General features: G+C 63.9%; 15 protein-coding genes. 2 read left to right on the top strand and 13 right to left on the bottom strand.

The features are described 5' to 3' along the window. Nucleotides 1-4 precede the first annotated feature (4 nt). The 7 genes from ACCD07_RS14755 to rfbB all read right to left on the bottom strand — a co-directional run bounded on the left by ACCD07_RS14755 (nucleotide 5) and on the right by rfbB (nucleotide 6,574). Nucleotides 5-1,387, bottom strand: a complete 1,383-nt coding sequence (locus tag ACCD07_RS14755; RefSeq protein ID WP_413447770.1) for a phosphomannomutase/phosphoglucomutase — start codon at nucleotides 1,385-1,387, stop codon at nucleotides 5-7. Between the two features lie 80 nt (nucleotides 1,388-1,467). Further along, a complete protein-coding gene (locus ACCD07_RS14750) occupies nucleotides 1,468-1,779 on the bottom strand; it encodes an H-NS histone family protein (RefSeq protein ID WP_353400876.1) in 312 nt (103 codons plus the stop codon). 65 nt (nucleotides 1,780-1,844) lie between these two features. Then, nucleotides 1,845-2,939 carry an MraY family glycosyltransferase gene (locus ACCD07_RS14745; RefSeq protein ID WP_353400877.1) on the bottom strand — a complete coding sequence of 365 codons (1,095 nt, stop codon included), beginning with the start codon at nucleotides 2,937-2,939 and terminating at the stop codon, nucleotides 1,845-1,847. A gap of 269 nt (nucleotides 2,940-3,208) precedes the next feature. After that, nucleotides 3,209-4,066 carry a dTDP-4-dehydrorhamnose reductase gene (gene rfbD, locus ACCD07_RS14740; protein ID WP_413447769.1) on the bottom strand — a complete coding sequence of 286 codons (858 nt, stop codon included), beginning with the start codon at nucleotides 4,064-4,066 and terminating at the stop codon, nucleotides 3,209-3,211. Beyond that, nucleotides 4,063-4,611: a dTDP-4-dehydrorhamnose 3,5-epimerase gene (gene rfbC, locus ACCD07_RS14735; protein ID WP_176652507.1), complete on the bottom strand. Its 549-nt coding sequence runs from the start codon at nucleotides 4,609-4,611 to the stop codon at nucleotides 4,063-4,065. The genes rfbD and rfbC overlap by 4 nt, the downstream gene beginning before the upstream one ends. Continuing rightward, nucleotides 4,608-5,504 (bottom strand): glucose-1-phosphate thymidylyltransferase RfbA, encoded by an 897-nt coding sequence (gene rfbA, locus ACCD07_RS14730; protein WP_413447768.1) that lies wholly within the window; start codon nucleotides 5,502-5,504, stop codon nucleotides 4,608-4,610. The genes rfbC and rfbA overlap by 4 nt, the downstream gene beginning before the upstream one ends. Beyond that, nucleotides 5,501-6,574: a dTDP-glucose 4,6-dehydratase gene (rfbB, locus tag ACCD07_RS14725; RefSeq protein WP_353400884.1), complete on the bottom strand. Its 1,074-nt coding sequence runs from the start codon at nucleotides 6,572-6,574 to the stop codon at nucleotides 5,501-5,503. The genes rfbA and rfbB overlap by 4 nt, the downstream gene beginning before the upstream one ends. Nucleotides 6,575-6,721: 147 nt before the next feature. Between rfbB and ACCD07_RS14720 the strand changes: the two genes are divergently transcribed. Next, nucleotides 6,722-7,588 carry a symmetrical bis(5'-nucleosyl)-tetraphosphatase gene (locus ACCD07_RS14720; RefSeq protein ID WP_353400885.1) on the top strand — a complete coding sequence of 289 codons (867 nt, stop codon included), beginning with the start codon at nucleotides 6,722-6,724 and terminating at the stop codon, nucleotides 7,586-7,588. On the opposite strand, the gene ACCD07_RS14715 is transcribed toward ACCD07_RS14720, so the two are convergent. The 6 genes from ACCD07_RS14715 to ACCD07_RS14690 are packed head-to-tail and all read right to left on the bottom strand — an operon-like array spanning nucleotide 7,589 to nucleotide 12,192. Continuing rightward, a complete protein-coding gene (locus ACCD07_RS14715) occupies nucleotides 7,589-8,338 on the bottom strand; it encodes a lysophospholipid acyltransferase family protein (RefSeq protein WP_413447767.1) in 750 nt (249 codons plus the stop codon). A gap of 9 nt (nucleotides 8,339-8,347) precedes the next feature. Further along, on the bottom strand, nucleotides 8,348-9,649 hold the full coding sequence (locus tag ACCD07_RS14710; protein WP_413447766.1) for a dihydroorotase: 1,302 nt from the start codon (nucleotides 9,647-9,649) through the stop codon (nucleotides 8,348-8,350). A gap of 8 nt (nucleotides 9,650-9,657) precedes the next feature. Continuing rightward, nucleotides 9,658-10,623, bottom strand: coding sequence for an aspartate carbamoyltransferase catalytic subunit (locus ACCD07_RS14705; protein WP_353400891.1), 966 nt, complete (start codon nucleotides 10,621-10,623; stop codon nucleotides 9,658-9,660). 9 nt (nucleotides 10,624-10,632) lie between these two features. Further along, entirely contained in the window at nucleotides 10,633-11,148 is a 516-nt protein-coding gene (pyrR, locus tag ACCD07_RS14700) for a bifunctional pyr operon transcriptional regulator/uracil phosphoribosyltransferase PyrR (RefSeq protein WP_176652500.1), read from the bottom strand. A 6-nt stretch (nucleotides 11,149-11,154) separates the two neighbouring features. Next, the gene (gene ruvX / locus ACCD07_RS14695) at nucleotides 11,155-11,541 is read right to left on the bottom strand and encodes a Holliday junction resolvase RuvX (protein WP_176652499.1); all 387 of its coding nucleotides are present in this window, start codon (nucleotides 11,539-11,541) and stop codon (nucleotides 11,155-11,157) included. Continuing rightward, the gene (locus ACCD07_RS14690; protein WP_176652498.1) at nucleotides 11,542-12,192 is read right to left on the bottom strand and encodes a YqgE/AlgH family protein; all 651 of its coding nucleotides are present in this window, start codon (nucleotides 12,190-12,192) and stop codon (nucleotides 11,542-11,544) included. 133 nt (nucleotides 12,193-12,325) lie between these two features. Between ACCD07_RS14690 and ACCD07_RS14685 the strand changes: the two genes are divergently transcribed. Then, nucleotides 12,326-13,759, top strand: coding sequence for a cryptochrome/photolyase family protein (locus ACCD07_RS14685; protein ID WP_413447765.1), 1,434 nt, complete (start codon nucleotides 12,326-12,328; stop codon nucleotides 13,757-13,759). Nucleotides 13,760-13,839: the final 80 nt, after the last annotated feature.

Raw genomic sequence — 13,839 nt, 5'->3', positions numbered from 1 at the left:
GCGTTTAGAACGGCAGTTCCGCGTCAGGCTTGGCAGCCAGGATCACGCTCTTGAACTGGCCCTGGATGCGCTCCAGCGCGGCCGGGGTTTCCGCTTCGAAGCGCATGACGATCACCGGCGTGGTGTTGGACGAACGCGCCAGGCCGAAGCCGTCTTCGTATTCCACGCGCAGGCCGTCGATGGTGATGATCTGCTTGTGGCCGGGGAACCTGGCGTCGGCGCGCAGTTTGTCCATCACCGAGAAGTTCTCGCCTTCCTTCAGGTGCAGGTGCAGCTCGGGCGTGCTGTCCGATTGCGGCAGCGCGTTCAGCAGCGCCGACGGATCTTTTTCCCGGGTCAGGATTTCCAGCATGCGCGCGCCGGCATACAGGCCGTCGTCGAAACCGTACCAGCGGTCCTTGAAGAAGATGTGGCCGCTCATTTCGCCGCCCAGCGGGGCGCCGGTTTCCTTCAGCTTGGCCTTGACCAGCGAGTGGCCGGTCTTGTACATCAGCGGCACGCCGCCCGACTTCTCGATGTACGGCGCCAGGTGGCGCGTGCACTTGACGTCGTACAGGATCTGCTCGCCCGGATTGCGGCTCAGCACATCGGCCGCGAACAGCATCATCTGGCGGTCCGGATAAATGATCTGGCCGTCCTTGGTGACGAGGCCCAGGCGGTCGCCGTCGCCGTCGAAGGCCAGGCCGATCTCGGCGTCGGTATCCTGCAGGCAGCGGATCAGGTCCTGCAGGTTTTCCGGGTGCGCGGGATCCGGGTGGTGGTTGGGGAAGGTGCCGTCCACTTCGCAGAACAGCTCGATCACTTCGCAGCCCATGCCGCGGTACAGGTCGCCCGCGAACGCGCCAGCCACGCCGTTGCCGCAGTCGACCGCGATCTTGATCGGACGCGAAATCTTGACGTCGCCGATGATGCGCTGCAGGTACTGCGCGCGGATGTCGTGGGTGCTGTAGGCGCCCGGCGTGGCGGCCGCGCTGCCGTCATGGGCAACGATGCTGTCGTACAAACCGGTGATCGCCTCGCCGTGGATGGCCTCGCCGGCCAGCACCATCTTGAAGCCGTTGTAGTCCGGCGGGTTGTGGCTGCCGGTCACCATGATGCCCGACGCCGCGCCCAGCACATTGGTGCCGAAATACACCATGGGCGTGGCCACCACGCCCAGGTCGACGACGTCGACGCCGGCCGCCTGCAATCCCTCGGCCAGCGCCGCCGCCAGCGACGGACCGGACAGGCGGCCGTCGCGGCCGATCACGACCTTTTTTTCGCCCTTGGCCAGCGCGGCCCTGCCGAAAGCTTGGCCGAGCTGGCGCGCCACGCCCGCGTCCAGGGTTTTATCGATGATGCCACGGATGTCGTAGGCTTTGAAGATCGTTTTGGATAAGGAGACCATAATGTAGGGAAGAGAGAGATGATGAGTGCGGCGCCGGCGACAGGCCCATCCTGCCGCCTTGTTGTCAGAACTTCAGCAGTTTAAACCTTTAAGCCGGCAATGTCTTTACCGGCCTCGAGCCATTCCTTGACCCACTTCGGTTGGCGCCCCCGGCCAGTCCATTGCTGGGACGCGTCGGCGGGATTGCGGTAGCGCGGCGCCACGCTGCCGGTCTTGGCGCGCGTGCCCGGGCCGGCCACCAGATCCTTCAGCGGCACGCCCACGCTCTGGGCGATCGCCATGATCTGTTCGCGCGCCTTGGCCAAATCCTGGCTTTCGCGCTGTTTTAATTCGCGTTTAACTTTTTCCTGCAGATCGCGCAATTCCGCAGACGACATATTAGACAGATCCATTGCATTTCCCTTTATGTGAGGTGATATAAAGCTTGGCCGGAATATATTACATCAACATAAAAAAATCAGTCTTTCTTATGACGTATCATCCAGCGCGGCGCTTTAAATCGGACGATGCGCACATAAATCCAGATGTAACTGCTGATAAACAAAATACAGAAACACATTAATGCCCAGGTATAGCGCCAGAATACGGTCGCCGGAATGACCGCCATCAGCGAAAACAGCCACAGATAAGGCGACGTCAGCGAATTGCGGCGTATCAGCGCGCGCGCCTCCTTGCGGCCGACCGCCCATTGCACGATGCGGCGGAAGATCAGGCTATGCAAATGGATGCCGTCCGGCATGGCCGGAGATTTTCCACGGACAAACATTCGTCGATAGACGGAAAATAAAGTTTCAAATGTCGGATAGATTAATAACAACGCGGCATACCAGGTGGAAACCTGCGGATTGCGCATCACCAGCAATAATGCCAGTTCGCCCAGCATGAAACCGATAAAATACGCGCCGCCGTCGCCGAGGAAAATCATGCCGACCGGATAATTCCAGATCAGGAAGCCGGCGGTGGCGCCGGCCACCATCAGCGCGGCGATCAGCACGAACATGTCGTTGACCTGCAGCGCCACGTAGCCGAGCGACAGCAGCATGCAGATGCAGACCACGCTGGCCAGGCCGTTAAACCCGTCAATGATGTTGACCGCGTTGGCGATGCCGGCCACCGCCAGCACCGTCAGCGGCAAGGTCAGCCACATGTATTGCAGCGGCCAGGCGGAAAATGCCCAGTCGATGCGGTCGATGCGGGCATCCAGCAGGAAATAGCCAAGCGCGGCGGCCGCCATCGTCAGCAGCAGCCGGCGGGTGGCGCTGACCTTGCCGGTGTAATCCTCGACGATGCCGCCGACAAATGCCACAGCCGAACACGCCAGCAGCGACATCAGCCAATGCGTCATGGCCGGCACGCGCCAGATGGAAATAAAGGAACTGAGCGCGACCGATAAAAAAATCGACAGGCCGCCGATACGGGCGACCTGATGCGCGTGCACTTTTTGCACGCCCAGGAAATCGGAATCGAGTGCCGGACCGTGCAATCTCGCTTCTTTAATGACCAGCAGGGTTAGTAGCGCGGAAGCGATAAAGCTCAGCAAAAATGAAAACATATCTTATCTATACAAAGTATCGGATGCGCTAACCGATATGTGACTTGGCGCCTTGCGCCGGATTGTCAGCACGCTAACCCGCGATTGTACCGGATTGGCAAGGCCGGTCTTGAATTGATAGCCGCTTATTGCCATTTCTCAGCCCGCTTGGGACGCATTTGCAACGTTGAAGGCCATACAAATGAATATGCCGGCGCCGCTTTCGCGGTGCGCCGGCATCATAGCAGCAGATAATTGGTGAGGCGGGATTGCTTACCAATCGATACAAATCAGCGCATGCACAGATGCAGCGCCTCTTTCCAGTCGGGCAAGCGGCAGAAGCGCGCCATCAGCCGCTCGGACGACATCACCGAGTACTGCGGCCGCCTGGCCGGCACCGGATATTCGGCGCTGGTGATCGGCAGCACGCGGCACGACAGTCCTGCTTCCTCGACGATGGCCCGGGTGAAATCGAACCAGGTGGTCTGGCCCTGCGCGCTCAGGTGGTAGACGCCGCTGTTCTGCACCCACCACTCGCGTCCGCCCGCATGGGCCTGCGACAGCACCAGCGCGGTGGTGTCGGCGATGGTGCGGCTCCAGGTCGGCGCGCCGTGCTGGTCGGCCACCACCTTGAGCTCGTCGCGCTCCTTGGCCAGGCGCAGCATGGTCAGCAGGAAGTTCTTGCCGCGCGTGCCATACACCCAGCTGGTGCGGAAGATCAGGTGCGGAATGCCGGCCGCAGCGATGGCCTGCTCGCCGGCCAGCTTGCTGGCGCCATAGACGTTCAGCGGGCCGATCGGATCGTCCTCGCGCCGCGCCGACGGCTGGCTGCCGTCGAACACGTAGTCGGTCGAATAATGCACCATGGCCGCGCCCAGCGCCTTGGCTTCCTGCGCCATCAAGCCCGGCGCCTCGGCGTTGACGCGGTGCGCCAGCTCCGGCTCGCTCTCGGCCTTGTCGACCGCCGTGTAGGCGGCCGGATTGACGATCAACTGCGGCTTTTCGCGGCGGATGACGTCGCGCACCTGGTCCAGGTCGGACAAATCCATGACGCCGCGGTCCACCGCCACCACCTCGCCTATGCCCTGCAGGCTGCGCGCCAGTTCGTAACCCACCTGGCCGGTACTGCCGGTCAGCAGGATTTTCATGCGAACACCTCGGCGTCGGCCAGCAGCACGGCGGCCGCGTCCTTGCCGGACAGCAGCGGAGCCGCCAGCTCGGCCGGCCATTCGATGCCGATCGCCGGGTCGTTCCACAACACCGAGCGCTCGAACTGCGGCGCCCAGTAGTCGGTGGTCTTGTACAGGAACTCTGCGTGCTCGCTGGTGACGCCGAAACCGTGGGCGAAGCCGGGCGGTATCCACAACTGGCGCTTGTTCTCGGCCGACAGTTCGAGGCCGTACCACTGGCCGAAAGTTGGCGAACTCTTGCGCAGGTCGACGGCCACATCGAACACCGAGCCGGTGGTCACGCGCACCAGCTTGCCCTGCGCCTGCTGGATCTGGTAGTGCAGGCCGCGCAGCACGCCCCTGGCCGAGCGCGAATGGTTGTCCTGCACGAAGGCCAGATCGACGCCGGTCAGTTCGGCGAAGGTGCGGGCGTTGAAGCTTTCATAGAAAAAACCGCGGTCGTCGCCGAAGATGCGCGGTTCCAGCACCAGCAGGCCCTCCAGCGGAGTCTTGATCACATTCATCGTGGAATCACCTTATCTTCAAGAATCTGCAGCAGGTATAGTCCGTAGTTGTTTTTCTTCAGCGGCTCGGCCAGCTTGCGCAGCTGCGCGGCATCGATGTAGCCCTTGCGGTATGCGATCTCTTCCGGGCAAGCCACTTTCAGGCCCTGGCGCTTCTCGATGGTGGCGATGAACTGCGACGCGTCCAGCAGCGAGTCGTGGGTGCCTGTGTCGAGCCAGGCCATGCCGCGGCCCATGACTTCCACGTTCAGCTGCTGCTTTTCCAGGTACACGCGGTTGACGTCGGTGATCTCCAGTTCGCCGCGCGCGGACGGCTTGATGCTGGCCGCGATGTCGCACACCTGCTTGTCGTAGAAATACAGGCCGGTGACGGCGTAGTTCGATTTCGGCTTGAGCGGTTTTTCCTCGATCGACACCGCGGTGCGCTTGCCGTCGAACTCGACCACGCCGTAGCGTTCCGGATCCTGCACGTGGTAGGCGAACACGGTGGCGCCGTCGACCTGCTCGGTGGCATGGCGCAGCAGCGCGTCGAGGTCGTTGCCGTAGTAGATGTTATCGCCCAGGATCAGCGCGGACGGCGAATCGCCGACGAATTCCTTGCCGATGATGAAGGCTTGCGCCAGGCCGTCCGGCGAAGGCTGCACCGCATAGCTGATGTTGATGCCCCACTGGCTGCCGTCGCCCAGCAGGTCCTGGAAGCGCGGCGTGTCCTGCGGCGTCGAGATGATCAGGATGTCGCGCATGCCGGCCAGCATCAGCGTGGTCAGCGGATGGTAAATCATCGGCTTGTCGTAGATCGGCAGCAGCTGCTTGGAGACGCTCATCGTCACCGGGTACAGACGGGTGCCGGAGCCGCCGGCCAGGATAATGCCTTTACGGTTAGGGATGCTCATTGCTGGCCTTCGCGGTTAAAGTAATTGGTTTCCACCCACTTGGCGTAGCTGCCCGACTGCACGTCGGCCACCCAGGCCTGGTTGTCGAGGTACCACTGCACGGTCTTGGCGATGCCGGTCTGGAAGGTCTCGGCCGGTTTCCAGCCCAGTTCGCGTTCCAGCTTGCGGGCGTCGATGGCGTAGCGGCGGTCGTGGCCGGGACGGTCCTTGACGTAGGTGATCTGCGCGCGGTAGCTGCTGCCGTCCGCCTTCGGTTTCAGCTTGTCGAGCATGTCGCACAGCGTGTGCACGACGTCGAGGTTGGCCATCTCGTTCCAGCCGCCGACGTTGTAGGTCTCGCCCAGGCGGCCCGCTTCCAGTACGCGGCGGATCGCGGCGGCGTGGTCGCTGACGTACAGCCAGTCGCGCACCTGCTGGCCGTCGCCGTAGATCGGCAGCGGCTTGCCCGCCTGCGCGTTGGCGATGATCAGCGGGATCAGCTTCTCCGGGAAGTGATACGGACCGTAGTTGTTGGAGCAGTTGGTGGTCAGCGTCGGCAGGCCGTAGGTGTGGTGGTAGGAACGCACCAGGTGGTCCGACGCGGCCTTCGATGCCGAGTACGGGCTGTTCGGGGCGAACGCGGTGGTTTCGCTGAACGGCGCATCGTCCGGACCCAGCGTGCCGTACACTTCGTCGGTGGACACGTGCAGGAAGCGGAAGGCGGCCTTGTCGTCATCCGGCAGCGCCGACCAGTAGGCGCGCGTGGCTTCCAGCAGGCTGAAGGTGCCGTTGATGTTGGTGTTGATGAATTCGCCCGGCCCGAGGATGGAACGGTCGACATGGCTCTCCGCGGCGAAGTGCACGATGGCGCGCGGCTTGTGCTGCTGGAACAGGGCCAGCACCTGGGCCTGGTCGCAAATATCGCCACGGACAAAGATATGGCGGGAGTCCTGCTTCAACGAGGCCAGATTGTTGAGATTGCCTGCGTAGGTCAGTTTATCGAAATTGACTACCGGCTCGTCGGACTGGGCCAGCCAGTCCAGCACAAAGTTTGAACCGATGAAACCGGCACCACCCGTAACAAAAATCATTTAGTATCCCGTCGAGTAAGTAAGTAAGTAAAATTTGGCAATAACTGCAATTTTATGTGATCTTTCGAACACGAGTGAGAAAAATCGCTTGTGTGTAAGACCTTTCTGCGAATTTTTCACATCCCAAAAAAAATCTACGGCATATCGATGACAACCTACCTGATCGGCGACCTACAAGGTTGCCATGAGCAAACACTGGCGCTGCTCAAACTGGTTAATGCCGACGCCGCGCGGCGCGACAGCGATGCCGAACACACTATATTTTTTGCGGGTGACCTGATCAATCGCGGCCCTGATTCGCTGGCCACCTTGCGCCATGTGCGGGCGCTGTGCATGGCCAGCGGCGGCCGCATCGACAGCGTGCTCGGCAATCACGACCTGCACTTGCTGGCCGTCGCCTACGGCATCCGGCCCGAGCACAAATCGGATACGCTGGCCGAAATCCTGCACGCGCCCGACCGCGCCGAGCTGATCGACTGGCTGCGGCGCCGTCCGCTGGCGATCCAGGTCCAGGGGCATGTGCTGGTGCACGCGGGCCTGCTGCCGCAATGGACGCCGGCGCAGGCGATGGCGCTGGCCGGCGAGGTGCAGGACATGCTGCGTGGCCCCGAGTCGACGCTGGCCGATTTCCTGGCCGAGATGTACGGCAACCAGCCCGATCAATGGAACGACGCGCTGCAGGGAGCGGACCGGCTGCGCTGCATCATCAACGCGATGACGCGGCTGCGCTTCTGCAGCGCGGACGGCGTGATGGATTTCAAGATGAAGGAAAGCGGCAAAGCCGACGAAGGCTCGGGCCTGATGCCGTGGTTCGACGTGCCGGGTCGGCGCTCGGCCAGGACCACGGTGGCGTTTGGTCACTGGTCGGCGCTGGGCCTGACGCTGAAGCCCAACTTGATCGGACTCGACAGCGGCTGCGTCTGGGGCGGCCAGCTGAGCGCCGTCTGTCTGGAAGACCGGCAACTGCTGCAGGTGCAGTGCCCGGAGTTCCAGCAGCACGGCGGCAAGAAATAACTAATGCACGGCAGCCGTCACGCCCAGCGCGGCGGCGACGGCCTGGTGCGCCGCTTCGGCCACGTCGCGCCGGTGCGCATCGATGGTGGCGATGGCCGGCAGGATCGCCAGCCTGGCCCTCACCGGCGGACCGTTCAGTATCAGCATGATGCTCTCGGCGAACGAGGTCTCGCCGACGAAATCCACCGACGGATGCGACGCCCCGGCCGGATCCTCGTACGACAGCGCAAACGGCTGCACCGGCACCTTGGCGTCGATCGCCGCTTCGAACAGGTTGGCGTGGAACGGCAGCAGGCTGCCCTGCGCCGCCGTGGTGCCCTCGGGGAAGAAGGCCACGCGCTCGCCGCGCTGCAGGCTGTGCACCAGTCCCTTGAAGATATGCCGCAGGTCGCGCCGGTTGCCGCGCGCGATGAACACGGTGCCGGCCTTCTCCGCCAGCCAGCCGGCCAGCGGCCACGCGCGGATCTCGGCCTTGGCCACGAAATGGCAGGGATGCAGGCTGTGGATGACGAAGATGTCCAGCCACGACACGTGGTTGGCCACCACCGCCGCCCGCTCCAGCACCGCCGCGCCGCCGGCGCGCTGCTCCACCGTCACATTGCACATGCGCAGCAGCCGGGTGGACCAGCGACGGATATGGCCGTTACGTTTTTCCTGCCCGAGCCACGGGAACACCGTGGCGCAGATCGCCATCCCAAGCAGCACGTGCAGGAACACCCGCACCAGGCGGAAGATCGTCAAGATGTTCATGCGGTGCGATCAGCTGCGTTGCCAGGCCACGTGACCGGCGACGATGGTGGTGTGCACTTGTCCCGCCAGGTTGTAGCCGAGGAAAGGCGTGTGCTTGCCCTGGCTGGCCAGCGCCGACGCTTCCACCGTCCAGCGCGCCTCCGGATCGAACAGGCAGACGTCGGCCGTGGCGCCGACCGACAGGGTGCCGGCGTCGAGGCCGGCCACGCGCGCCGCGTCCGACGTGATGCGGGCCAGCGCGCGCGCCAGCGGACGCACCGCGCCGGTGTCCTGGCTGGCGGCGTAGTCGTCGGCCCATTTCAAGGTCAGCGACAGCAGCAGCTCCAGGCCGGTGGCGCCGGGCGAGGCTTCGCCGAACGGCAGCAGCTTCTCGTCGTCGTCGACCGGCGTGTGGTCCGAACACAGCGCGTCGACGGTGCCGTCGAGCAGGCCGAAGCGGATCGCGTCGCGGTCGCGCTGGCTGCGGAACGGCGGCGTCACGCGGGCGTTGGAATCGAAGAAGCCGATGTCGGCGTCGGTCAGGTGGATGTGGTGGGCGCCGACGTCGCAGGTGACCGGCAGGCCTTCCTTCTTGGCGCTGCGCACCAGCTCGAGGCCGGCGGCCGACGACATGCGGCACAGGTGCACGCGCGCGCCGGTGGCGCGCATCAGCTCGAAGATGGTGTGCAGCGCGATTGTTTCCGACATCACCGGCACGCCGGACAGGCCCAGGCGCGAGGCCAGCGGGCCGCTGGCGGCGATGCCGCCGCGGCCGATGTGCGCATCCTGCGGACGCAGCCACACGGTGTATTCAAACGTCTTGGCGTACTGCATCGCGCGCAGCAGCACGTTGGTGTCTTCGATCGGCTCCTCGGCCTGGGCGAAGCCGATGCAGCCGGCTTCGGTCAACTCGGCCATCTCGGTCAGCGACTTGCCTTTCAGGCCGACGGTCAGCGCGCCCAGCGGGTGCACATTGGCCTGGTTCAGCGTCTTGGCGCGGTGCTTGAGCATTTCCACCAGGCCCGGTTCGTCCAGCACCGGATCGGTGTCCGGCGGGCAGATCAGGCTGGTCACGCCGCCTTGCATGGCGGCCTGCATTTCCGATTCCAGGGTGGCCTTGTACTCGTAGCCAGGCTCGCGCAGGCGCGCGGACAGGTCGACGAAGCCGGGTGAGACGATCAGGCCGGCGGCGTCGATGGTCCGGTCCGCAACGAAGCCCGCGGGCGCCGAGCCCACAGCCAGCACCTTGCCGTCGGCGATATACAGGTCGTTTTTACCGTCGATGCCGTTGGCCGGATCGATCAGGTGGCCGTTTTTAATATGAAGTTTCATCCCTGCGTTCATCCCTGAGTCCCTGCCACTATGCTCATTACCGCCATGCGTACCGCAATCCCGAAAGTCACCTGCGGCAAGATCACCGCCTGCGAGCCGTCCGCCACCGCCGAGTCGATTTCCACGCCGCGGTTCATCGGACCGGGGTGCATGACGATCGCGTCCGGCTTGGCCAGCGCCAGCCGCTCCGGCGTCAGGCCGTAGCTCTTGAAGTATTCCTGCGCCGACGGCAGCAGCGCGCCGCTCATGCGCTCGTTCTGCAGGCGCAGCATGATGATGACGTCGACGTCCTTCAAGCCTTCGTCGATGTTGGTGAAGGTGCGCACGCCCATCTGCTCGAGGCCGCCCGGCAGCAAGGTGTGCGGGCCGATGGCGCGCACTTCCGGCACCCCCAGGGTGGTCAGCGCATGGATGTCGGAACGGGCCACGCGGCTGTGCAGGATGTCGCCGACGATGGCCACGCGCAGGTTGGTGAAATCCTTCTTGTAGTGGCGGATGGTGTACATGTCCAGCAGGCCTTGCGTCGGGTGCGCGTGGCGGCCGTCGCCGGCGTTGACCACGTGCACGTGCGGCTGCCTGGTCTCCATCAAATGCTTGGCGATCAGGTAGGGCGCGCCGGATTGCGCGTGGCGCACGACGAACATGTCGGCGTGCATGGCCGCCAGGTTGTCGATGGTGTCGAGCAGCGACTCGCCCTTGCTGGCCGACGAAGCCTGGATGTTCAGGTTGATCACGTCCGCCGACAGCCGCTTGGCGGCGATCTCGAAGGTGGTGCGGGTGCGGGTGGAGTTTTCGAAGAACAGGTTGAACACCGATTTGCCGCGCATCAGCGGCACTTTCTTCACATCGCGGTCGGAGATGCCGACGAACGACGAGGCGGTGTCCAGGATGTGATTGAGGATGGACTTCGGCAGTCCCTCGATCGACAGCAGGTGCTGGAGCTCGCCGTGTTTATTCAGTTGCGGATTAAGCATAGTGGTGATTTAGGCGTTGTCTATGGTGAGCGTGAATTTTCCATCGCCGGCGCGTTTCAGCACCAGCGCCTGCCCCGGCGGCACCTGCACGTGGCCGGCGACGAAGTCCGCGGCGACCGGCAGCTGGCGCTCGCCGCGGTCGACCAGCGCGGCCAGCATGATGCGCGCCGGGCGGCCGTAGTCGAACAGTTCGTTGATGGCGGCGCGCGTGGTGCGGCCGGTGTACAGCACGTCGTCCACCAGCAGGATGTTGGCGGCGGCCACGTCGAAGGTGATGTTGGTCGGCTTGACGTCGGCCGGCAAGCCCTTCTTGGCGTAGTCGTCGCGGTAGAAGGACACGTCCAGCACGCCGCAGCGCGCGCTCAGGCCGAGGTCGGCGGCCAGGCGTTCGGCGATCCAGGCGCCGCCGGAGTGGATGCCGACGATGGCGACATCGCTGACGCCGGCCAGGCCGGCCTTGACGTCGGCCAGCAGCGTCGCGTACAGCGCTTCGGCATCGAGTTGGTTGGGGTTCAGTGTGGACATGATTTTTTAGTTAGCGTCGAAATATTGTTGCAGGATGATGGCGGCGGCGCGGTCGTCGATGAGCTCGCCGCGCCTGGCCGAAATCACCGCCGAGGAGTAGCGCTCGTCGACCAGCTCCACCGGCAGGTTGAAGCGGCCGTGCAATTGATTGGCGAACTTGCGCGCGCGCGCGGTCATCTCGTGCTCGGCGCCGTCGGGATGCATGGGCAGCCCGACCACCAGCCGGGCCGGCTTCCATTCGTCCAGCAGCGCCTGGATGTCGGCAAAGCGGGTGGCGTTGTCGATGGCGGTAATGACTTTGACCGGTTCGGCCTGGCGTATCATGGTATTGCCCATCGCCACGCCGATGCGTTTGACGCCGAAATCGAAGGCGAAGACGGTCTCAATGCTCATTTAGGCATGACCCGCCTCGGAGGTCAGCATCAGCGGATCGATCCCCAGCAGGCGCATGGCGGCGGTGTAGCGTTCTTCTATCGGCAGGTTGAACAGGATGTCCGGATCGGCGCTGACGGTCAGCCAGCCGTTGCGGCTGATCTCGTCTTCCAGCTGGCCCGGGCTCCAGCCCGAGTAGCCGATCGACACCAGCATGCGCTGCGGACCGTCGCCGGCGGCCACGGCCTCCAGCACGTCGATCGAGGTGGTGAACGCCACGTCCTTGGTCACCGTCAGCGACGACGAATAGCGGCTGCCCGGCGTGTGCAGCACGAAGCCGCGGTCGTCCTGCACCGGGCCGCCGAACATGATAGGCTCGTCCACATCCACGTCCGATTCCAGCTTCAGGTCGATGCGCTCGAACAGCACCTGCATCGTCATGTCGGTGGGTTTGTTGATGACCACGCCCAACACGCCGTTTTCATTGTGTTCGCAGACATACACCACCGTACCGCCGAAGACCGGGTCTTGCATCGATGGCATTGCAATCAGGAAATGATTTGCCAGGTTCAAGGTACCGGCCGCGCCGGAGCCGGCATCCTCGAGGGGATCGCTGGCTTCCTGCATCAGGCCGGGTACGGGGAGAGTTTTGCCGATTTTGCTTTTCTTCATATACGTGATCTTTCTGTGCTGCTAACAATTACTGTAGTATTCGCGCGGCTGGCAACTCTGTCTAAGCGATAGTTTACACTGAAATGCGGGGGCGGCCATGTTTGCGTTCCGCCACAAGATTGACACAGACCGAATGAAACTGAATTCCTCCCTGGTTTGGCTGCGCCGCGATTTGCGGGTTTTCGACCACGCGGCCTTGAGCCAGGCGCTGCAAAACAGCGCCCTCGTCCATTGCGTATTCATCTACGACAGCACCATCCTGGCCGGCCTGCCGCGGCGCGACCGGCGGGTCGATTTCATCCACGCCAGCATTGCCGAAGTGGCGCAGGAGCTGCGGCAGCTGGGCGGCCACCTGATCGTGCGTCATGCCGATCCGGCCACCGAGATCCCGGCGCTGGCGGCCGAACTGGGCGTGGACGCGGTGTACTGCAACCACGACTACGAACCGCAGGCGATCGCCCGCGACGACGCCGTCGGGCGCGCGCTGCAGGCCGACGGCCGCCGCTTCTTCAGCTGCAAGGACCAGGTCGTCTTTGAAAAAAGCGAAGTGCTGTCGCAGACCGGCGGCGTGTTCTCCGTCTACACGCCCTACAAGAACGCCTGGCTGAAAAAGCTGGAAGCCGATCCCTCGGTGCTGGCGCCCTGGCAGGTCGAACCATACGCCGCGCATCTGGCACCGCCTCCGCCCGGGGACGCCGCCTTGCCGACGCTGGCCGAGCTCGGTTTCGAGCCGAGCAACCTGGCCGAGCTGAAGATCCCGACCGGCATGTCCGGCGCGGCCGCGCTGTTCGAGGACTTCCTGCCGCGCCTCGCCGGCTACAAGCAGGCGCGCGACTTCCCGGCAGTCAAGGGACCGTCGTATCTGTCGATGCATTTACGCTTCGGCACGCTGTCGGTGCGCCACCTGGTGCGCACGGTGCTGGACCTGACGGCGCGCGGCGCCGGTGGCGAAGGCGCGGCGGTCTGGCTGGCCGAACTGATCTGGCGCGAGTTCTACGCGATGATACTGTTCCACAATCCGCACGTGGTGGGCGGCGCCTACAAGCCGGCCTACGACGCCATCCAGTGGGAAACCGGCCCCGAGGCCGACGAGCTGTTCGCCACCTGGTGCGAAGGGCGCACCGGCTATCCGCTGGTCGACGCCGCGATGGCGCAGCTGAACCGCACCGGCTACATGCACAACCGCCTGCGCATGGTCTCCGCCTGCTTCCTGATCAAGGACCTGGGCATAGACTGGCGGCGCGGCGAAGCCTACTTCGCGCTGCACCTGAACGATTTCGACCTGGCCTCCAACAACGGCGGCTGGCAATGGGCGTCCTCCTCGGGCTGCGACGCGCAGCCCTACTTCCGCATCTTCAACCCGGTCACGCAGTCGGAGAAATTCGACAGCGAAGGCAAATTCATCCGCCGCTATCTGCCGGCGCTGAAAGACCTGGGCGACAAGGAAATCCACGCGCCATGGCTGGTGCCGCGCATGCTGCCGCTGGACTATCCCGAGCCCATCGTCATGCACGACGAAGCGCGCAAGCGCACGCTGGAGCGCTACGCGGTGGTGAAGAAAATTTAAACCCGGGGTCAGATTGAGGAACCCCGGGTTTCATGGACACTCTAACAGAGGTCAGCATGCCTCGGGAGGATAGCCATGGA

Source organism: Duganella sp. Dugasp56 (assembly GCF_047304105.1).
In the GTDB taxonomy this organism is placed as follows: domain Bacteria; phylum Pseudomonadota; class Gammaproteobacteria; order Burkholderiales; family Burkholderiaceae_D; genus Rugamonas; species Rugamonas hordei.
This window is presented reverse-complemented; position numbering and strand designations above follow the sequence as displayed.

Coding starts and splice junctions, on each gene's coding strand:
- rfbB (WP_353400884.1), bottom strand. CDS start 6,574: ATGATTTTTGTTACGGGTGGTGCCGGTTTCATCGGTTCAAACTTTGTG.
- ACCD07_RS14750 (WP_353400876.1), bottom strand. CDS start 1,779: ATGGATCTGTCTAATATGTCGTCTGCGGAATTGCGCGATCTGCAGGAA.
- ACCD07_RS14715 (WP_413447767.1), bottom strand. CDS start 8,338: ATGAACATCTTGACGATCTTCCGCCTGGTGCGGGTGTTCCTGCACGTG.
- ACCD07_RS14710 (WP_413447766.1), bottom strand. CDS start 9,649: ATGAAACTTCATATTAAAAACGGCCACCTGATCGATCCGGCCAACGGC.
- rfbD (WP_413447769.1), bottom strand. CDS start 4,066: ATGAAAATCCTGCTGACCGGCAGTACCGGCCAGGTGGGTTACGAACTG.
- pyrR (WP_176652500.1), bottom strand. CDS start 11,148: ATGTCCACACTGAACCCCAACCAACTCGATGCCGAAGCGCTGTACGCG.
- ACCD07_RS14745 (WP_353400877.1), bottom strand. CDS start 2,939: ATGTTTTCATTTTTGCTGAGCTTTATCGCTTCCGCGCTACTAACCCTG.
- rfbC (WP_176652507.1), bottom strand. CDS start 4,611: ATGAATGTGATCAAGACTCCGCTGGAGGGCCTGCTGGTGCTGGAACCG.
- ACCD07_RS14720 (WP_353400885.1), top strand. CDS start 6,722: ATGACAACCTACCTGATCGGCGACCTACAAGGTTGCCATGAGCAAACA.
- ACCD07_RS14690 (WP_176652498.1), bottom strand. CDS start 12,192: ATGAAGAAAAGCAAAATCGGCAAAACTCTCCCCGTACCCGGCCTGATG.
- ruvX (WP_176652499.1), bottom strand. CDS start 11,541: ATGAGCATTGAGACCGTCTTCGCCTTCGATTTCGGCGTCAAACGCATC.
- rfbA (WP_413447768.1), bottom strand. CDS start 5,504: ATGAGCATCCCTAACCGTAAAGGCATTATCCTGGCCGGCGGCTCCGGC.
- ACCD07_RS14705 (WP_353400891.1), bottom strand. CDS start 10,623: ATGCTTAATCCGCAACTGAATAAACACGGCGAGCTCCAGCACCTGCTG.
- ACCD07_RS14755 (WP_413447770.1), bottom strand. CDS start 1,387: ATGGTCTCCTTATCCAAAACGATCTTCAAAGCCTACGACATCCGTGGC.
- ACCD07_RS14685 (WP_413447765.1), top strand. CDS start 12,326: ATGAAACTGAATTCCTCCCTGGTTTGGCTGCGCCGCGATTTGCGGGTT.